Origin of the sequence: Agathobaculum sp., assembly GCF_034098985.1 — a bacterium.
Lineage (GTDB): Bacteria > Bacillota > Clostridia > Oscillospirales > Butyricicoccaceae > Agathobaculum.
Genome location: NZ_JAXEOA010000030.1, coordinates 159,870 through 179,243, shown reverse-complemented (window position 1 = coordinate 179,243; position 19,374 = coordinate 159,870). Strand labels below are relative to the sequence as shown.

Annotated in this window: 21 protein-coding genes; 20 read left to right on the top strand and 1 reads right to left on the bottom strand. The window is 61.0% G+C overall.

Translation table 11 applies throughout. The annotated features are described in order from the left end of the window. Positions 1-8 precede the first annotated feature (8 nt). Positions 9-665, bottom strand: a complete 657-nt coding sequence (locus SO058_RS11040; protein WP_320843050.1) for a GntR family transcriptional regulator — start codon at positions 663-665, stop codon at positions 9-11. Positions 666-1,004: 339 nt separating this feature from the next. Between SO058_RS11040 and SO058_RS11035 the strand changes: the two genes are divergently transcribed. The 20 genes from SO058_RS11035 to modB all read left to right on the top strand — a co-directional run bounded on the left by SO058_RS11035 (position 1,005) and on the right by modB (position 19,372). Beyond that, on the top strand, positions 1,005-2,123 hold the full coding sequence (locus tag SO058_RS11035; protein ID WP_320843049.1) for a substrate-binding domain-containing protein: 1,119 nt from the start codon (positions 1,005-1,007) through the stop codon (positions 2,121-2,123). Positions 2,124-2,205: 82 nt separating this feature from the next. Further along, positions 2,206-3,699, top strand: a complete 1,494-nt coding sequence (locus tag SO058_RS11030; protein ID WP_320843048.1) for a sugar ABC transporter ATP-binding protein — start codon at positions 2,206-2,208, stop codon at positions 3,697-3,699. A gap of 17 nt (positions 3,700-3,716) precedes the next feature. Next, positions 3,717-4,724, top strand: coding sequence for an ABC transporter permease (locus tag SO058_RS11025; protein WP_320843047.1), 1,008 nt, complete (start codon positions 3,717-3,719; stop codon positions 4,722-4,724). Positions 4,725-4,726: 2 nt separating this feature from the next. Then, positions 4,727-5,737, top strand: coding sequence for an ABC transporter permease (locus tag SO058_RS11020; RefSeq protein ID WP_320843046.1), 1,011 nt, complete (start codon positions 4,727-4,729; stop codon positions 5,735-5,737). A gap of 31 nt (positions 5,738-5,768) precedes the next feature. After that, entirely contained in the window at positions 5,769-8,153 is a 2,385-nt protein-coding gene (locus tag SO058_RS11015) for a xanthine dehydrogenase family protein molybdopterin-binding subunit (RefSeq protein ID WP_320843045.1), read from the top strand. Beyond that, positions 8,153-8,662: a (2Fe-2S)-binding protein gene (locus tag SO058_RS11010; RefSeq protein WP_442872247.1), complete on the top strand. Its 510-nt coding sequence runs from the start codon at positions 8,153-8,155 to the stop codon at positions 8,660-8,662. The genes SO058_RS11015 and SO058_RS11010 overlap by 1 nt, the downstream gene beginning before the upstream one ends. Continuing rightward, complete coding sequence (locus SO058_RS11005) at positions 8,659-9,534, top strand: FAD binding domain-containing protein (protein WP_320843044.1); 876 nt, start codon at positions 8,659-8,661, stop codon at positions 9,532-9,534. The genes SO058_RS11010 and SO058_RS11005 overlap by 4 nt, the downstream gene beginning before the upstream one ends. Positions 9,535-9,654: 120 nt before the next feature. Continuing rightward, positions 9,655-10,509, top strand: a complete 855-nt coding sequence (locus SO058_RS11000; RefSeq protein WP_320843043.1) for an MBL fold metallo-hydrolase — start codon at positions 9,655-9,657, stop codon at positions 10,507-10,509. A 69-nt stretch (positions 10,510-10,578) separates the two neighbouring features. Further along, entirely contained in the window at positions 10,579-10,926 is a 348-nt protein-coding gene (locus SO058_RS10995) for a hypothetical protein (RefSeq protein ID WP_320843042.1), read from the top strand. A gap of 6 nt (positions 10,927-10,932) precedes the next feature. Next, positions 10,933-11,742, top strand: a complete 810-nt coding sequence (locus SO058_RS10990; protein ID WP_320843041.1) for an XdhC family protein — start codon at positions 10,933-10,935, stop codon at positions 11,740-11,742. Further along, positions 11,739-12,800, top strand: a complete 1,062-nt coding sequence (locus tag SO058_RS10985) for a DVU_1551 family NTP transferase (protein ID WP_320843040.1) — start codon at positions 11,739-11,741, stop codon at positions 12,798-12,800. Before SO058_RS10990 ends, SO058_RS10985 begins: the two co-directional genes overlap by 4 nt. After that, positions 12,800-13,810 (top strand): molybdopterin-binding protein, encoded by a 1,011-nt coding sequence (locus SO058_RS10980; RefSeq protein WP_320843039.1) that lies wholly within the window; start codon positions 12,800-12,802, stop codon positions 13,808-13,810. The genes SO058_RS10985 and SO058_RS10980 overlap by 1 nt, the downstream gene beginning before the upstream one ends. A 17-nt stretch (positions 13,811-13,827) precedes the next feature. Continuing rightward, positions 13,828-14,778, top strand: a complete 951-nt coding sequence (moaA, locus tag SO058_RS10975; protein ID WP_320843038.1) for a GTP 3',8-cyclase MoaA — start codon at positions 13,828-13,830, stop codon at positions 14,776-14,778. Positions 14,779-14,784: 6 nt separating this feature from the next. Further along, entirely contained in the window at positions 14,785-15,237 is a 453-nt protein-coding gene (locus tag SO058_RS10970; RefSeq protein WP_320843037.1) for an MOSC domain-containing protein, read from the top strand. Continuing rightward, complete coding sequence (locus tag SO058_RS10965) at positions 15,234-15,728, top strand: MogA/MoaB family molybdenum cofactor biosynthesis protein (protein WP_320843036.1); 495 nt, start codon at positions 15,234-15,236, stop codon at positions 15,726-15,728. Before SO058_RS10970 ends, SO058_RS10965 begins: the two co-directional genes overlap by 4 nt. A 16-nt stretch (positions 15,729-15,744) precedes the next feature. Further along, positions 15,745-16,218: a winged helix-turn-helix domain-containing protein gene (locus SO058_RS10960; RefSeq protein ID WP_320843035.1), complete on the top strand. Its 474-nt coding sequence runs from the start codon at positions 15,745-15,747 to the stop codon at positions 16,216-16,218. Then, entirely contained in the window at positions 16,115-16,780 is a 666-nt protein-coding gene (locus SO058_RS10955) for a GntR family transcriptional regulator (RefSeq protein WP_320843034.1), read from the top strand. The genes SO058_RS10960 and SO058_RS10955 overlap by 104 nt, the downstream gene beginning before the upstream one ends. Before the next feature lie 25 nt (positions 16,781-16,805). Continuing rightward, positions 16,806-17,753, top strand: a complete 948-nt coding sequence (locus SO058_RS10950) for a 3-hydroxyacyl-CoA dehydrogenase family protein (RefSeq protein WP_320843033.1) — start codon at positions 16,806-16,808, stop codon at positions 17,751-17,753. An 89-nt stretch (positions 17,754-17,842) separates the two neighbouring features. Next, positions 17,843-18,673 (top strand): molybdate ABC transporter substrate-binding protein, encoded by an 831-nt coding sequence (gene modA, locus SO058_RS10945; RefSeq protein WP_320843032.1) that lies wholly within the window; start codon positions 17,843-17,845, stop codon positions 18,671-18,673. A 21-nt stretch (positions 18,674-18,694) separates the two neighbouring features. Further along, positions 18,695-19,372, top strand: a complete 678-nt coding sequence (gene modB / locus SO058_RS10940; protein ID WP_320843031.1) for a molybdate ABC transporter permease subunit — start codon at positions 18,695-18,697, stop codon at positions 19,370-19,372. The last annotated feature ends 2 nt before the right edge of the window (positions 19,373-19,374 follow it).

The following is a 19,374-nucleotide window of genomic DNA, read 5'->3' as shown; positions in this document are numbered from 1 at the left end:
ACGGAACTTTAAGTTCCGTCCGCTTTTTGTTCTGCTTTCAGCCGTTGCAGGATGGTATCGGTGTGGTTTTGCGCAGCCAGCGCGGCGCCCTCCGGGTCGCCTGTCCGGATCGCCTCCACAATTGCCGCATGCTGCCGGTGCGACTGGATGCGGGCGTCGGGGTCGGGCAGGTTGCGGTAAAACACGCGCTCATCCTGCGTGAGCAGGCGGCCGTAGCATTCCGCCAGAAAGCGGTTGCCGCTTTTCTCGGCGCACAGCCGGTGGAATTCGATATCGGCCTCGATGGCGCGCAGCCAGTTTTTCTGCTCGATCGCGAGCGCCGCGACCGCAAGGCAGTGGTCAAAATCGAGCGCCATCTCCGGCGTGGCGCGTTCGGCGCACAGGCGCGCGGCCAGCACCTCGATCGCGCCGCGAAGCTGCATATATTCATACCGGTCGGCCAGATCGAGCCGGGCGACGCGCGTGCCGACGCCTGCCGCGCTTTCGAGCCAGCCCTCGTGCGCGAGGCGTTTCATTGCGTCGGCAGCCGGGGTGCGGCCAAAATCAAACCGCGCGGCAAGCTCGCGGATAGATACCTGCTGGCCTGGCTGCAGCTCGCCGCTGATTATGGCGGCGCGGATGGCCTCGTAAGCGGCGTATTCTTTCGTGCGGGGTGTGGGCGACATGATAGGGCGCTCCTTTCCGGGTGGCATGACAGAAACGACAGCTCTGTGTTTTCAGCATAAGGGAGGGGAGGGGAAATGTCAAGCCAAAACCCATGGAATCGTTATTTTCTACCAAGAATAAGGCTATTTGGAGAATTCAATAAAAACGATTGCGTATTTTCTGACAATCTCACAAAGTTATCGTTCATTGTGTAAAACATCCATAAAACGCCTTGACTTGCGCGCCTATAAATGGCATAATACACACAATCCGATAATCGATTATATAAAATATAGAATACATAATCGATAAATACAGTCGGAATCACGGAGACAAAGAGACAGTTTGGAGGAATGAACATGAAACGATTGGCAGCATTATTACTGGCTGGTATGATGACGCTGGGTATGCTTTCCGGCTGCGGAGGCGGCGGGGACACGACGGGCGGCGACACCCCCGATCCCAACGCCGAGGCGGGCGGTGATACGCCCTCCGCATCGAGCGACATCGTCGTCGGCTTCTCGACCGGCGCGGCCGGCACCACTTTCCGCCAGGAAGGCATCGATGACTTTACCAAGGTTGCCGAAGAATATAAGGCGGAAGGCCGTATCAAGGATTTCAAGATCGTCAACAACACGACCAACTGGGACTCCAATGAGCAGGCCAACATCATCCGCGATTTTATCAACGATGATTCCATCAACGTGATCGTGGTCAACCCGAACAGCCCGACCGACTTAAACGGCGTATTGGCTGAGGCGGTCGCCGCGGGCAAGACCGTGGTCGCGGCCGACTGCGAAGTGGACGTCGAGGGCGTTTACTGCGTTTCCATCGACCACTACGCATGGGGCGAGCGCGTTGCCAAGTATATCTGCGAAGCGCTTGGCGGCAAGGGCAACATCATTCAGGTCTACGGCGGCGAGGGTCATCCGGCCAACAATGAGCGTATCCGCGCGACCGAGGACGTGCTCAAAAACTACCCCGATATTAATATGGTCTCCTCGACCAGCGGCGGCTGGGACAATCAGGTAGCCAAGCAGGTCACCTCGCAGATCCTGGGCGGCGGCGCCGAGATCGACGGCCTGATCACGCAGGACTCGATGGGCTTTGGCGCGCTGACCGCGTTCACCGATCTGGGCAAGTGCCCCAAGGCTGCGTTTATCGAGTGCGGCACGGCCAACTATAAGGAATACCAGAAGCTGAAAGCAGAGGGCAAGGACATCAAGGTATGCTCGCAGCCGAACCCGCCTTCCATCGTTGCTTCCGGCCTGCGCATCGCGGTCAATCTGGCCGAGGGCAAGACGCTTGACGAAAGCAAGCTGGGCGGCCTGTACGGCAGAGCCTGCATCTACGACGTCAAGAACTGGTACACTGACGACAACATCGCCGAAGTCGAGCCGCTGCTCGAGGGCAAGGGCGACGATTACCTGCTGACCGAGTACTGGAGCGAGGATGAGGCGCAGGCGTTCTTCAAATAAGCAGTTTGGATAGGAGTGCGGCGGCGTCTCGCCGCCGCACCTCTTGCCGTAAGGCGATCAGAAACGGAAGGAGAAGTCACGCATGCCATTATTGACAGCAACGGGAATAAAAAAGCTGTTTGGCGGTGTCGTTGCGCTGTCAAACGGCAACCTGACCTGCGAAAAAGGCAGGATCACGGGGCTGCTCGGCACCAACGGCTCGGGAAAGAGCACCATATCCAAAATCATCACCGGCGTATACGGCAAGGACGGCGGCACAATCGTCTATGAGGGCCGGGAGATCGCGTATAAGAACCCGAACGAGGCCAAAATGGACGGCATCTCGATGGTGTTTCAAAACCTCAGCCTGATTCCGGATCTGACCGTATGGCAGAATATCGTGCTGGGGATCGAGCAGAAAAAGGGCCTGTTTTTAAATGACAAGCAGGCGATCGAACTGGCTCGCGGCATCATAGACGACCTGAAACCGGGGATGGATGTGACGCGCCGCGTCGGTGAGCTTAACCCGGGCGAACAGCAGATCGCGGAGATCGCAAAAGCGATCTCGGTGCGGCCCAAGCTTTTAATTTTCGACGAACCGACAGCCGCGCTCGAGCAGGAGGAGGTAAAGAGCCTGTTCCGCTATATGCGCAAGCTGGCCGACGAAGGCGTCGCCATGATCTTCACGTCCCACCGGTTGGGCGAGGTCATGGAGATCTGTGACGACATCGTCGTCTTCCGAAACGGGGAAAACGTGGGTTCGATGGACTTTAAGAAGGATGGACGAGACCCGGACGCGATCGTTAAAATGATCACGGGCGAGACCGAGGGCATCCAGGTCACCAAGGAATACCGCGACATCCCGGACGAGACCGTGTTTGAGATCGAGGGCCTGAACTACGGGAAATTTCTGCGGAACGTCGGTTTTAAGCTGCGCCGCGGTGAGGTGCTTGGCATTGGCGGCCTTGCTGGGCAGGGACAGACCGAACTTATGCTCGCGCTCGCCGGAAATTACCGGCAGGTGCATGCCCGCGCCAAAGTCGGCGGGAATGAGGTCACGCTGAACAAGCCGTCGAACGCGGTGCGAAACGGCGTGCTGCTCGTGCCCGGCGACCGGCAGAAGGAAGGCTCGTTCCAGCGGAACTCCATTTATTACAACATGATCTACCCCAAGCTCGGCCTGAAAAAGCAGCCGCTGCTCACGCCGAACAAGAAATACCGCGCCGAGGCTGAAGAGATCTGCAAGGCGCTCTCGGTGCGCGCCAAGGATATCGACGTAGATATGTACACGCTGTCGGGCGGCAACCAGCAGAAGGTGGTCGTCGGCAAGTGGCTGCCGTTTGATATCAACGTATTGCTGCTGGCCGACCCGGCCAAGGGCGTCGACGTGCGCGCCAAAAAAGACCTATATGACTTCATCATGAATCTGGTGCGCGAGAAAAATATGTCGGTCATCCTATATGCGTCGGACAGCGACGAGCTCATCAGCTATTGCGACCGCCTGCTCATCATGTATGAGGGCGAGGTCGTTTCCGAGCTCACAGGGGATGAAATTACAGAGGACAACATCGTGGCCAAATCGATGCGTGTCGGCTGAACGGGAGGTGGCGTTCAATGAAAGATAAGAAAAAATGGAATTGGAAAGCCATCGCGGGACGGCCGGAATTTTCCACGCTCATGATGCTTGCGGTGATGCTGATCGTGATCGCGTGCCTGCAAAAGAACTTTTTTACCGCGCGCACGCTTTTAAGCTACATAAACGCGTTTACCCCACTCATCCTGCTGGCGATGGGGCAGGCTGTGGTCATCATCGCGGGCGGGCTGGATATGTCGTGTGGCACGTCGATGGCGCTCATGCTGTGCGTGATGACGCGTATCATGAACCCGGAATCCCCCATTACCGGGGTGACCGCGCTGGTGGTCGGTCTTCTGGTTGCGGTCGGCATCGGCCTTGTAAACGGTATCGCGGTCGGCTATCTGCGGCTTCCCGCCGTTATCGCGACGTTCGCAACCTCGTATGCGTGGCTCGGCATCGCGCTGTTCGTCACGCCGACGCCGGGCGGCAAGCAGGTATCCTGGTTCAAAGCATTTTATGACATGAAGCAGGTGCCCGCGCTCGCGGGGATCGGACAGTATGTGCCCACGGCGCTTTTGTGGATCCTGCTCGCGTGCGTCATCTGGTATCTCATCAGCCGCACGCGCACCGGGCGTTACTTGTACGCGGTCGGCAGCCACAATGAAAACGCGTATGCCAGCGGTATAAACACCGCCAAAATCCAGACCATCGCCTATATCATCAACGCGGTGTTCCTATATTTCGCGGCGGTCTATTACGCGGGGCAGAACGGCGCGGGCTCGGCCCACTTCGGCGACACGCTGACGCTCCAGGCCATCGCGGCTGCGGTCGTCGGCGGCGTGGCGATGTCGGGCGGCAAGGGCAACGTGTTCCTCGCCATCGCGGGCGCGCTCATCATGAGTTTTGTCTCGAAAATCATTTTCTTCGCCAATATTCCGAACGCCTATCAGACGCTGGTAAGCGGCCTGATCATCATTGCGGCGATCGGTGTTTCGGCAGCTTACGCGGCTTCGCAGAAAAAAGCCGCGCTGAAGGGAGGGAAATGACCATGGAAAACCGTCCCGAACAAATTGCAAGAAACCCTGTGCTAGATCTTTATAACCGCAACAAAAAGGTCATCAACACGCTTTTGATGGTCATTCTGGTCTTTGTCGGCGGCGAATTCGTGCTCACGCTCTTCAAGGGCGCTGCGCCGGGCACGTTCCTTTCCACACAGCAGGTGTTCCTCACCATGCGGTTGGCGACGTTTGTCGCCCTGTTCGGCCTGTGCCAGATGCTTGTCATCTGCGTGGGCGGCGGTGGGCTCGACCTGTCGGTCGGCTATATCGCGACGCTGTCCGGCATTCTGGGCGCGAGCATTATGGACGGCGGAAACGGCGGGCTGGTGCCCGCGATCCTCGTCGCCATCGTGGTTGGCGCGGTGTTCGGCTTTGGCAACGGCGTGCTGACAGCCTATGCCGGCCTGCCGCCGCTCGTCGTCACCATGGCGATGGCCAATATCGTGCAGGGCATCGTAAACGCCTATGTCGCGGCGACGCCCATCAAGGGGCAGACCGCGCCGCTCTTGCAAACGCTGGCGGCCAAGTTCACCGGCGTGTTCCCGAATATCCTGCTGGTCGTTTTGGTCGCGCTCGTCATTTCGGGCGTGCTCATCAGCAAGACCAAGGTCGGCGTCAAGATTCTGGGCGTCGGCGCGAATGAGACGACGGCCTACCTCAGCGGCGTAAACGTTCGCCGGGTGCGCTGCATCGCGTTTGTCGCGTCCGGCATCCTGGCCGCGCTGATCGGTTTGCTACTGGTCGGCTACCTTGGACAGGCGGCCAAGGACATGGGCTCGAACTATGTCATGCCGTCGGTCGTGGCGGTCGTGGTCGGCGGATGCTCGATCAACGGCGGAGAAGCTAATTATCTGAGCGTGGTGCTCGGCGCGATTGTGCTGCAAAGCTTGACCAACCTGTTTGTCGCCCTCGGCTGGGGCGACGCAGGCAAGTGGCTCGGCTACGGCATCATCCTGCTCGTCATGCTGGCCGCCTATGTGCGCGGCAAGCGCAGCCGGTAGTTTAGAAATTTTATATCAAGGAGGAAATCAGATGGACACCTTAATCGGCAAGGGCGAAAAGCGCATCGACGCCTATGACAAGGTCACAGGCAAAGGCCTTTATGCCAGCGATTTCGACAACCAGTTCCCGAACATGGCGCATATCAAGGCCAAACGTAGCCCGTACGCGCACGCCAACATCAAACGTCTGGACACCTCCAAGGCCGAGGCCCTGGAAGGCGTATTGTACATTTTGACCGGAAACGAGCCCGGCATCGACTGGGACCAGTATCCCAAAGCGTCTGTTCTGGCGACAGACCGCGCGCTCTGGGCGGGGCAGACTATCGCGCTCGTCGCGGCGGAGACCGAGGAGATCGCTGAACAGGCGGTCGAGCTGATTGAAGTCGACTACGAGGTGCTGCCGCACGTTTTAAATTATGAAGAGGCCATTCAGCCCAATCCGGTTGCGGTCATCGACCCCGAATACGAAACCCGCGATCAAGGCTTTATGGATCGCCCGGCTGACCGCGCAACCAACCGCGTGTCGCCCAACATCGTCGGCGCATTTTATATGAACGCGGGCGACGTGGAAAAGAAGCTTACCGAGGCCGATATCGTCGAAGAGGGTGAGTTCTGGGTCGGCAAAAAGACGGCAAGCCCCCTCGAGTGCGCCAACGCCATCTGCCGCTATGACAACGACGGCGGCATCACCATGTGGTCAAACGGCGCGGGCGTGCACGGCGTTATCAAGCAGGGCATCTGCCGCATCCTCGGTATGCCGGAGTCGCGCGTGCGCGTCATCCAGCCATATATGGGCGGTTCGTTCGGTTCGCGCCTCAATCCGTATATCGAGATCCTCACCGCGCTGATGTGCCTTAAGGCCAAGCGCACGGTGCGCTTCCGCTTCACGCGGAAAGAGGTCTTCTGCTCCGCACCGTCCAACTGGCCGTGCCAGACCAAGGTCAAGCTCGGCGCGAAGAAGGACGGCACGATCATCGCCAACGACTATTACCTCTGCGAGGAGATCGGCGCGGCGCTCAATAATACGTTCTTCTCCGGCCGCCTGTCGTCCTCGGGCGCGGCGCCGGTTTACCGCTGGGCCGAAAAGGGGGAGCAGTCCAACATCCGCATGGATACCTACGCGGTCTCGACCAATACGGTGCCCGCGGCGGAATACCGTGGACTGGGCTGCCCGGAGGCCGAGTTCGGCATTGAGTGCCTCGTCAACAAGCTGGCCGACGACCTTGGTATGAGCCCGGTCGAGATCCGCCTGAAGAACATCATCGACGCGGGCGAGCGCGACTGCTACGGCGAGCTCATCACCTCGTCCGGCCTCAAGAAATGCCTGAAAGCGGTCGCGGACGCGGTCAAGGTCGAGGAAAAGCCCGCGCAGGATATGGGCGTTTGGAAGAAAGGCCGCGGCGTCGCGGTCGGCGGCAAGCAGAACACGCCGCTCGGCCGCTCGGAAGCCGAGGTCTGGTATAACTCGGACGGCACGATCGAGCTGTTCATCTCGTGCGATGAAAACGGCATGGGCGTGACCACCGCGATGACCCAGATCGTCGCCAACGAGTTCGGCGTGCCGATCACCGACGTCAAGACGACCAAGGGCGACACCGCCATCACCCCGTATGACAACTATTCCGCCTCCTCCCGCACGACCTACAACACCGGCAACGCGGTACTCGCCGCCTGCCACGACTGCATCGATAAGCTCAAGGAAGAGATCGCGCGCCATTTCGGCCTGCACGTTTCCAAGGTGGAGATCCAGGGCAAAAAGGCGTTCCTCAAGGGCAGCTATGTGCAGGAAGTCGACATCCCCTCGCTGTTCGTGCCGGTCGGCATGTTCACGCAGGGCAACTGGGGCCTGCAAAAGGGTTCGCCCGTCAAGGGCCATGGCTTGTACTGCCCGGCTCCCATCCACCAGTGGGATAAAAACGGCCTGTCCGACCGCGTCTGGAACTGGTTCCAGTATTCGGCGGCGGGCGTTGAAGTGGCGGTCAATGAGGAAACCGGGCAGGTCAAGGTGCTGAAAATCGCCTCCTCCGCAGACACCGGCAATCCGATCAACCCCAAGCTGGTCGAAGGCCAGATCGAGGGCGGCGTGCATATGGCGATCGGCTTCTCGACCATGGAGGAGCACCTCTATAACGAAAACGGCGAGATCGCCAACTGTAATTTCAGCGATTACCGTCTGCCCGGCGTGCTTGATATGCCGAAGAACGACGACGTTTATGCCTTTATCAATCCCGATCCGCTGCCGGACGGCCCGTTCGGCGCCAAGGGCATGGCCGAATCGATCACGATCCCGGTCGGCCCGGCGATCGCAGAGGCCATTTATCAGGCGGTCGGCGTGCGCGTCACAGGCTACCCGATGACGGCGGAGCGCATCCTTGCGCTGATCAAGGAGAAGAAGGCTAAGGAGGCGAACCAGTAATGTTTGAAGAAAAAATGCGGTTTGAGCTCTCGGTCAACGGCAGAAAGCGCGTGGTATACGCCCATCCGTCGATGACGCTGCTGGAAGTGCTGCGCGACGAGCTGAACCTGACCGGCACCAAGCGCGGCTGCGATGATTCCAACTGCGGCGTGTGCACCGTGCTGCTGGACGGCAAGGCGGTCAAGAGCTGCACCATGTTTATTCCGCAGGCGGCGGGACACGAAGTAACGACCATTGAAGGGCTGGAGGGCGAAAACGGCCTGCACCCCTTGCAGCAGGCGTTTATCGACCATTTCGCCGTGCAGTGCGGCTACTGTACGCCCGGCATGATCCTGACCGCCAAGGCCATCCTCGACGAAAACCCGAACGCAACTGAGGACGACATCCGCGAGGGGCTGCACGGCAACCTGTGCCGCTGCACGGGCTATAAAAAAATCGTCGAGGCGATCGAGGCCGTGCGCGATGGCGACTACGGCGATTACGCCTCTGAATGGAGGGAAGTACGATGAGCATGCGGTTTGAAAAATACTTCCAGCCGAAAAGCGTCGAGGAATGCCAGAGCCTTTTGAAGGAATACGGCAAGGACGCGCGCCTGCTCGCGGGCGGCACCGACGTGGTGCCGCGCATCAAGATGAAAATGTGGCAGCCCAAGGCGGTCATCGGCCTGATGGACGTAAAAGGGCTGGACGAGATCACCGTTTCCGACAAGGGTCTGACGCTGGGCGCGCTGGCAAACCTCAGGGAGATCTCGCTGTCCCCCGCGCTCGAGGCGGAGTATAAGGTCGTCAAGGAAGCGTGCGGGCACGTCTCGTCCATGCAGGTGCGCAATATGGCGACCATCGGCGGCAACGCCTGCAACGCTTCGCCCTCGGCGGACGCGATACACGGCCTGCTGCTGCACGACGCGGCGGTTGTCATCGCCGGCGCGGACGGCACGCGCGAAATGCCGCTGTGCGACTTCTTCAAGGGCCCGGGCAAGACCGATCTGGGCGAGGCCGAAATGGTCGTCCGGTTCGAGATCGCCAAACCGGGGGCACACACGGGCGCTTCCTACAAAAAATACGCCATCCGGGGTGACTCGGATATTTCGATCGTCGGCGCGGGCGCGCGGCTGACGCTCAAGGACGACGGCACGGTAGCCGAGGCGCGGCTGACGCTGGCCTCTGTCGCCCCGACGCCGCTGCGCTGCCGCGAGGCCGAAGCGCTGCTTGTGGGCAAAAAGCCGGACGAAGCGCTCATCCGCGAGGCCGCTGAGGCGTGCGCCGCCAAGGCTACGCCGATCTCCGATCCCCGCGCCACCAAGGAATACCGATTGGAAATGGTGCGCGTCTGGATCCGCCACGCGCTTGAAGAAGCGCTTTCCCGCGCGCAGGCGAACTAAATACTGCTTTCCGGTTCGGGAGGGGCGCGCAATCTATCTCACCTCTCTCCTTCCATTTCTTTCTCTTCTCAAAATGCCCCTCCGAACGGAAATACCTGACCGGAAATGAGGATTTGCAATATGGAAATGCTGACCCCTAACGTATACACCGAAACCAAGATCCGCGGCTGCAACCCGTCGATCGTGTTCACGAGCGAGGGCTCGGTGTTCATCGACACCGCACAGTGGCTGTCCACGCTGCTGGAAATGCGCGAGTTCGCCAAAAAGCGCGGCCCGATCAAATATCTGATCAACACCGAGGGCCATATCGACCATATCTTCGGCAACCACTGGTTTGCCGGGGAGAGCCTGGTCATCGGCCATGAAAAGCTCAACGAGATATTCTGGACTGTCGCGGGCGATATCAGCGACTGCTATGATTACAGCGTCGACGTGCTCGAACGGCAGGATAAGGCCGCGCTCCCGCTCATGCCCAAACGTGAGGATTTCATCGTCAACCGGCCGCAGATCACGTTCCGCGAGCATATGACGCTGAACCTCGGCGACACAGTGTTTGAGCTTTACTATACGCCCGGCCACTCGACCTCGCAGCTCTGCGTGCATGTGCCGAAAGAACGCGTGGCGTTCGTGGGCGACACGCTGTTTTCCGAGTGCCAGACCTGGCTCCACTCGGCCGACATCGCCGCGCTGCTCAAAACGCTGGACTTCCTCGAAACGCTCGATGTGGACTACTTTGTGCCCGGACACGGCCCGGTGGTCGACAAGTCGTATGTCGCCAAGCAGCGTTCGTTCATCTATGAATGGATCGACGCGGTGGGCAAGGGCATCGCCCGCGGCTGGGACGTGGACACCTGCGTCAAAAACATCAGCTTTGCCGACCGTTTCCCGGTCGACATCGGACAGGACGAGATGATGGAATACATCCAGCGCACCAACGTCATCCGCTGCTACAAATATCTGACGAACACCAAGTGATACCAAGGCTTTCCCGCCGCTTGCGGCGCGGCGGGAAAGCATTTTCCCAAAACTGCAAAGGAGCAGATTATGCTAGAAGCGTTATCTTTTGAGGGAACAACGAAGGTGCTGAACAAAGGGGTGGATGTGGCGCTTGCCGTCCGCCCGGCGGACGCAGACGCGGCGCTTGCCGCGGCCAAGGTCTGCGGCGTGTGCGGCGTGTCGACCGCGGTGCTTTCCGTCACCGAGCTCAGCCCGATTGACACACGGACTTTCGCGCATTTTGCCAATACGGCCGGCCGGCTGGTCTTTGCCGACCGCGAGCTGTACCAAGCGGCGAAATGCGCGCTGAATGAGAATACAAAAGTGCGTATCGCGCCCGGAAGGGACGCGGAAGCCTTTTCCGATACGGTATTTGCCGTCAAACGGCAGGAGTGAAGCAAGATGAAAAGACTCAAACAGGCGATCCGCGCGCTGTGCGCTGCGGGGCAGCCGTTCGCGCTGGTCTCCATCCGGGAGGGCACGGGTTCGATGCCGCGCCATCAGGGCGCGTCCATGCTGGTGCGTGAGGATGGCAGCATCGAGGGTTCGGTCGGCGGCGGCGTGCTCGAGGCAAAGGCCATCGAGCGCGCCCAAATGGCGATCCGCGAGCGGCGGGGCGGCGAAATGCCGTTCGATCTGTCCTCGGCGGACGCGGCCGAGTCGGATATGATCTGCGGCGGTAAAGGCGTGCTGTCCGTCCGGTTTTACGACGGCACGGCCGAGCCGCAGGACGAGCTGCGCGAGATCGACGACGGCCGCATGGTCATTTTCGGCGGCGGCCATATCGCGCGGCAGCTCTCGCGCCTCGCGGGGCTGCTGGAGATCCCGGTCACGGTCGTGGAGGACCGCGAAGAATACTGCTCGCCCGAGCGTTTCCCGGAGGATGAGCGGATGGTCGTGCCGGATTACGGGCACATCCCGCCCATGCAGCTTGGCGCGCGGGACATGGTGGTCATTGTCACGCGCGGGCATCTGGGCGACCGCGAGGCGCTTCTCTGGGCGCTGGGGACGCAGGCCGGTTACATCGGCATGATCGGTTCCAAGCGCAAGCGCGATTTGATGTATGAAAAGATGGTAGCCGATGGGCTCGACCCCAAGCAGCTTTCGCGCGTACACAGCCCCATCGGCCTGCCGATTGGCGCGCAGACGCCGGAGGAGATCGCGGTGTCCATCGCGGCCGAGATCGTGGCGTTCCGCAACGCCGAAGCATGACCGGGGCGGTGGTGCTGGCGGCCGGGCTGTCGAGCCGCATGGGCGCGTTTAAGCCGCTGCTGCCGCTCGGCGAAGGCACGCTGATGGAAAGCACGGTGCGGCGGCTCATCGAGGGCGGCGCGGAGCGCGTTGTGGTTGTCACCGGGAGCCGCGCGCGGGATGTTGAGCGTGCGCTTGTGGGACTGCCCGTGCGGTTTGCACATAACGCGGCCTACGAGCAGACGCAGATGCTGGATTCTGCAAAGATCGGCCTGCGCGCGCTGGGGGACTGCGAAGCAACACTTGTCCTGCCGGCGGACATCCCGATGTTCCACCCGGAAACGCTGGATGCGCTGCAAAAGGCGCGGGAACACACGGGAGCGGACGCTGTACGCCCCGGCATGGGCGGCGCGCATGGGCACCCGCTGCTGCTTTCCTCCAAGGCGGCGGCCGCCGTGCTGGCGTACGACGGAACCGGCGGGCTGAAAGGCGCGCTGCGGCTTTTGCGGCTGGAGACGTGCGCGGTGGACGATCCGGGCTGCCTGCTCGACGCGGACACGAAAGAAGATTATGAGAGGCTGCTTGCTTTTCGGGCGGGCAGCGCGCCGACGGACGGCGAGATCGAAGCGCTTCACCGGCGCTTTGGCTCAACGGACGCGATCCGCGCGCACTGCCGCGCGGTCGCGGAAAAGGCGTTGGAGCTAGCTCGAGTCTCAGCATGCGCGGGTGTGGACGGGCGGCTGCTCGCCGCCGCCGCGCTCGTACACGACGCGGCGCGGACAAAGCCGCAGCACGCGGCGCGCATCGCGCAGGCGCTGCTCGGCTTGGGATACCACCGCATGGCCGAGATCACGGCGGCGCATATGGAGCTGCCGGACGCGCTGTGGGGTACGGTATCCGAGACTACGCTGCTGTACCTGGCGGATAAACTGGTGATCGGAGACCGGAAAGCGACGCTTTCTGAACGTTTTTCGCGCGCGTTTTCCAAATGCGGACCAGACCCGGCGGCGCGCGCGGCGATAGAAAGGCGCAAACGGGCCGCGCAGAGCGTGCTCGACCGGATTGGCGAGGTGAAATGATGAAAACAGTATTGGTGGAAGATGCGGTCGGCTCGGTGCTCGCGCACGACCTGACGCAGATCATCCCGGGGCAATTTAAGGGCAGCCGGTTTAAAAAAGGGCATATCATCGAGCAGCAGGATATCCCGGTGCTGCGCTCGATGGGCAAACAGCACTTATTTGTGCTCGAACTCGGCGCGGACGATGTGCACGAGGACGACGCGGCAGCGCGGATCGCAAAAGCAGCGGCGGGCGAAAATATCGCGCTCGTGCCAAAGGGCGAGGGCAAGGTCGAGCTGCACGCGGCCTGCGGAGGCTTATTGAAGATCGATGTTTCCAAGCTGGAAACGCTCATTGACGACGACGAAGTCATGTTTGCGGCGCTCCACGAAAACATCGTGGTGCGGGCGGGCGAAAAGCTGGCTGGCACGCGGGTCATCCCGCTGTACGTCAAGGAGCAGACTGTGCGGCGCGCGGAAGCGGTCGGGCCGTTTGTTTCGGTAAAGTCGTTGCGGGCGTGCCGGATCGGACTGGTGACGACGGGCAGTGAGATCTATCATCATCTGATCGAGGATAAATTCGGCGGTATTCTGCGCGGCAAGTTCGCCGCGCTGGGCAGCACCGTGTTCGAGCAGCTGTTTGCGGATGACGACGACCAGATGATCGCGGACTGCATCGGCAAGTTGGCTGCCGAGGGAGCCGACCTAATCGCGGTGACGGGCGGCATGTCGGTCGACCCGGACGACCGCACACCGGCGGGCATCCGCCGCGCGGGCGTGCAGATCGAGACCTACGGCGCGCCCATCCTGCCGGGGGCGATGTTTCTGCTCGGTTATCTGGGCGAGATCCCGGTGGTCGGCCTGCCGGGCTGTGTGATGTACCATCAGGTGAGCGTGTTCGACCTGATCGTGCCGCGGCTGCTCGCGGGCGAGCATGTGACCCGGAAAGACGTGAAAAAGCTGAGCCATGGCGGCCTGTGCCGGAATTGTGAGACTTGCACCTATCCGAACTGCGGGTTCGGCAAGGGCTGAGGAAAGGAGGGAGAGCGGTGCTCGACCAATTTGGGCGCGAGATCGATTATCTGCGCCTTTCTGTGACCGAGCGGTGCAACCTGCGCTGCATCTACTGCCGCGAAGGGAACGACTGCTTCACGGCGGAAAACGAGCTTTCGGCAAAGGAGATTTCTCGTATCGTAGAGCAGATGGTCGCACTCGGCGTGCGCAAGGTGCGCGTGACGGGCGGCGAGCCGCTCGTGCGAAGCGATTTGGAGCAGATCGTCGCGGATATCGCGCGCCACCCCGAGGTGGCCGACCTGTGCATGACAACCAACGCGCAGGGGCTGGAAAACCGCGTGGCGGATCTGCGGTGCGCAGGGCTCGGGCGGCTCAATATCAGCCTTGATTCGCTCTGCAAGGAGCGGTACAGCAAGATGACCCGCGGCGGCCATCTGGGCGACGTACTCGGCGGCATCGACGCGGCGCTCGCCTGCGGCATGGGACTGATCAAGGTGAACACCGTGCTCGTGCGCGGTGAGAACGACAGCGAGATCGGGGATTTTATCCGTCTTGCCAAGGAATACCCCATCGATGTGCGCTTTATCGAGCTCATGCCGATCGGCCGGCTGGGCGAGGACGGTACGCGCCGCATCCCGAGCGCCGAGGTGCTGGAAGCGTATCCGGAGCTGCGGCCGGTCGCGCCGCGCAGTCCCTGCCAGCCGAGCGAGGACTTCGCGGGCGAAGGCTTTCGCGGACGGGTCGGCTTTATCAGCCCGGTATCGCATAAATTCTGCGGCGTGTGCAACCGCGTGCGGCTGACGAGCGACGGGCATCTGCGCATGTGCCTGGGCGATAACGCCGAGACCGACCTGCGCCCAGCGCTGGAACGTTCGGACGAAATGCTTTTCGAGACCATCCGCGAGGCAGTTTGGAAAAAGCCGCGGGGGCATCATTTTGAAACGCTGTTTCATTCGCTGCGCGCGATGAACCGGATAGGAGGGTGACGCAATATGGCAACCGTTACGGCAGTCAACATCAGTGAGAAAAAGGGCACGATCAAGCACCCGGTGCCCGAGGGCGAGTTTCGCGTCGACCACGGCATCGTCGGCGACTCGCACGCGGGCAACTGGCACCGCCAGATCAGCCTGCTCTCGCAGGAAAGCATTGATAAAATGACCGCGCTCGGCGTGCCCGGGCTGACACCGGGCAAGTTCGCCGAAAATTTGACGACCGAGGGCATCGAGCTGCACACGCTTCCGGTCGGAACGCTTCTTCAGATCGGCCCGTGCCTGACCGAGGTGACGCAGATCGGGAAAAAGTGCCACCAGCACTGTGAGATCTATCAAAAGGTCGGCATGTGCATCATGCCGACCGAGGGCATCTTCGTCAAAGTGCTCACCGAAGGCACGGTGCGCGCGGGCGACTCCATCCGCGTGGTCACGCGGGAGGAGGCGGGCATATGAAGATCCGCACAGCCGTGCTGACGGTGAGCGATCAGGGAAGCCGCGGCCTGCGCGAGGACAAAAGCGGCCCCGCCATTGTGGAAACGCTAGGTGAACTGGCTGAGATCGTCTGGACAGGCGTCATGCCGGACGAGCGGGCGCAGATCGCCGGGGTATTGCGGGAGCTGGCGGACACGGATGCCGCCGACCTGATCCTGACGACGGGCGGCACCGGCCTTTCCCCGCGCGACGTGACGCCCGAGGCCACGCTCGATATTGCCGAACGGCAGGTGCCCGGCATGGCTGAAGCCATGCGGGCGGAAAGCCTGCGCGTCACGCCGCGGGGTATGCTTTCGCGCGGCGTTGCGGTAACGCGGGGGAAAACGCTGATCGTCAACCTGCCGGGCAGCCCGAAAGCGGTGCGCGAATGCCTGGATGTCCTGCTGCCCGCGCTGCCGCACGGCGTCGATATCCTGCGGGGCAGGGCGGGCGAATGCGCCGCGCAGATGTAAAAGGGGGCGAACGCTTATGAAAGGCGCGGCGGAAGACGTGCGCTATTCGCTCAAGCTTCGCCTGCGGGCGAGCCAGACCTTTTTCGGCCCGGGTATCGCGGAGCTGCTGCTGCGCGTTGATGAAAGCCATTCGCTCAACGTCGCCGCGCATGAAATGGGCATGGCGTACAGCAAGGCGTGGCGCATTATCAAGATCGCGGAGGGCGAGCTGGGCTTTCCGCTGCTGGAACGCAAGGTCGGCGGGGTGGACGGCGGCGGCAGTGAGGTCACCGCGCGCGGCCTCGACCTGACCGCGCGCTACCAAGCGTTCGAGACAGCGCTCGCCGGCGAGGCCGACCGGCTGTTCATGCAGTATTTCGGCATTGAGACAACAAAGGGGGAGACAGATGGAAACGGAAGCGAGGAAGCTGCCCAAGCGGAGGCTGCTGCACCAGGAGGTCAGCCGCTATATCCGGCAGGCAATCCTGCTGGGCGAACTCAAGCCGGGTGACCGGATCGTGGAAACCAAATTGGCGCAGCTGCTCGGCGTGTCGCAGGCGCCGGTGCGCGAAGCTATTCGGGAGCTGGAGTTCAGCGGCCTTGTCGAGCAGAAGCCGTATCTCGGCACCTATGTCAAGCAGATCACCATGCAGGACATGCAAAATTTTTATAGGGTGCGTGGCGCGTTGGAAAAGCTGGGCGCGCAGCAGGCGTGCGGCCATATCACCGCGGAGCAGCTCGATGAGATCGAGAAGATCATGCAGGAGATGGAGCGCGCGGGCGCACAGGCCGACAACGAGCGGTATGTGCAGATGGACGCGCTGTTTCACGATAAAATCATCGCCTCTTCCGGCAACGATCTGCTGTGCAAGCTCTGGGAACAGTGCAATATTAAATCGTGGCTGTTTGTTGGCACCGCGCTGACGCAGTGCGATATCGGCTTTTTGGCAAGCCGGCACCGGAAGATCTTCGAGCGCCTGCGAGAGCGGGATACGCAGGGGCTGGAATTGGCGGTGCAGGATCATTTGGAGCAGTTGCTCCTAATCATGCTGGAAAATTCCAAAAACAGATGATAAGACGAAAGGGGATTCCTGACGAATGACCACTGAAAAACAAAAAATTGCCGTGATCGGCACAGGCATGATGGGCATGAGCCTGGCCGCGTTGTTCACGGGCAACGGCTACCACACGACCGTGCTCGCCACAAAAACATCCTCCGCCGAACGCGGCAAGCGCAGCTATGACGACATGTACGCCGTGCTCAAGAGCCGCGGGCTGATGACTGACGCGCAGGCCGAGGCCTGCGAAAAAAACCTGCATTTCACGCTTTCCTATGACGACCTCAAGGACGTGGATGCAATTTTTGAATGTGCGCTCGAGGATAAGGCGGTTAAATTCGCAATTTACGAGCAGATAGAAAAGCACTGCGAGAAATTCCGCGTCATCGCGTCGACCACCTCTGCCATGGCGCCCGAAACGCTGTGCGAGGGCCTAAAGCGCGAACCGGGCAAGCTGGTGGTCGCGCATCCGTTCAACCCGCCGCATCTGGTGCCGTTTGTTGAGATGGTCAAGTGTGCGTGCACGGACGACGCGGCGGCGCAGGCAGCCTATGATATCCTTGAAAGCTGTGGGCGCAAGGTGTGCGTGATGAAAAAAAGCGCGCCCGGCTTTATCGCCAACCGCCTGCAGCACGCGCTGCTGCGCGAGGCCATCTATATGGTCGAACAGGGGCTTGCCGACCCGCGCGACATCGACAAGGCGCTTATGTACAGCTTTATGCCGCGCTATACCTCGGTCGGCCTGTTTGAGCATCAGGACGCGGCGGGGCTTGATATGGTGCAGAACATTGAGGATTATCTGCTGCGCGACCTGAGCGACGCAAAAGAAGCGCCCGCGTTTGTGCGGGAGCGCGTCGCGCGCGGCGATCTCGGCCAAAAGACCGGGCAGGGAACCTATGCGTGGGACGACGCGGCCAAGGCAGATTTCAAGGCGCGTGCCGCCGAGCCGTATTGGCAGTATTTCAACTGGAACCTGCCGCAGGCATAGCGGCATAGAAAAAGGGGCTGAAAGAAGCCCCTTTTCCGGGAATGCGTTATCCTTTCATCAGAACAACGAAGCGGCAGGAGGAAGACATTATGAGACTCATAGGCAAACGAATGCTGTGTGCGCTGTTTGCGGCCGTGCTGCCGGCTGCAATGCTTGCGGGCTGTGCGCCTAAAACTGTTTCGCAGGAAGAAACGGCTCCGGCCTCGCTGACCGTGTTCGCGGCGGCTTCGCTGACCGAGACGCTGACTGAGATCGCGGAGCAATATAAAACCGCTGCGCCCGGGGTGACGCTGATATTCAACTTTGACTCCTCCGGCACGCTCAAAACGCAGATCGAGGAGGGAGCGGCGTGCGACCTTTTCATTTCGGCGGCCCAAAAGCAGATGGATCAGCTTGACGCTTCCAAGGATGCGGAAGCAAATCCAGACAAACTGGATTTTATCGATCCATCGACGCGTGTCGACCTGCTGGAAAACAAGGTGGCGCTTGTCGTGCCCGAGGGCAATCCGGCGGGCATCGGCTCCTTTGCCGATATCGGTGAGAAGTGCGGCCTGATCGCGCTGGGCAACGACGATGTTCCGGTCGGACAGTATTCCGAGGAGATTTTGACCGGCCTCGGCCTGCTGGAAACGCTCAAGAGCGAAAACAAGATCACCTATGGCTCGAATGTCAAGGAGGTCACGACGCAGGTGGCCGAGGGCGCGGTCGACTGCGGCATCGTCTATGCGACGGACGCTTATTCCGCGGGGCTGGCCGTGGTCGATGAGGCCACGCCGGACATGTGCCGGCAGGTGGTCTATCCCGCGGCGGTGACCAAGGATACGGCGCATCCCGAAGAGGCGGGGGCATTTCTTGCATATCTGCAAACGGACGACAGCATGAAAATTTTTGAAGCGGCCGGTTTTGCCAAACCGGCTTAAAGGGGAAAGGGGGCGCGGTACGTGGATTGGTATCCGCTTTTTAATTCGCTGCGCATCGCGCTGATTTCAACGGCGCTCGTTTTTTTCAGCGGCATTTTCGCGGCGTGGTATGTCGCCAAGCTGCCGCGGCTTATCAAAGGCGCGCTCGATGTGGTGCTGACACTGCCGCTCGTGCTGCCGCCGACGGTGGTGGGCTATTTCCTTTTATGCATATTCGGCGTCAAGCGGCCGTTCGGCATGTGGCTGCTGGACACGTTCGGCCTAAAGGTGCCGATGACGTGGGTCGGCGGTATTTTCGCGGCGGCGGTCGTCGCGTTTCCGCTGATGTACCGCACGGCGCGCGGCGCGTTTGAATCTTTCGACCAGACGCTGCGATACTCGGCGCAGACGCTGGGGCTATCCGACCGCTACATTTTTTGGCGCGTGACCATGCCCGCCTGCCGGCAGGGCATTTTGGCCGGTACGGTGCTCGCGTTTGCGCGCGCGCTGGGCGAATACGGCGCGACCAGCATGATCGCGGGCTACACGCCGGGCAAGACCGCCACCATCTCTACCACGGTCTATCAGCTTTGGCGCACGGACAACGAGGCGCTGGCGCTTCGCTGGGTTCTGGTCAATCTGGCGATTTCGGCGGCCGTGCTGCTGGCTGTCAACCTGCTGGAGCAGCGCGACCGTCCGGCGCGGCGCGCGGAGGAGTGAGG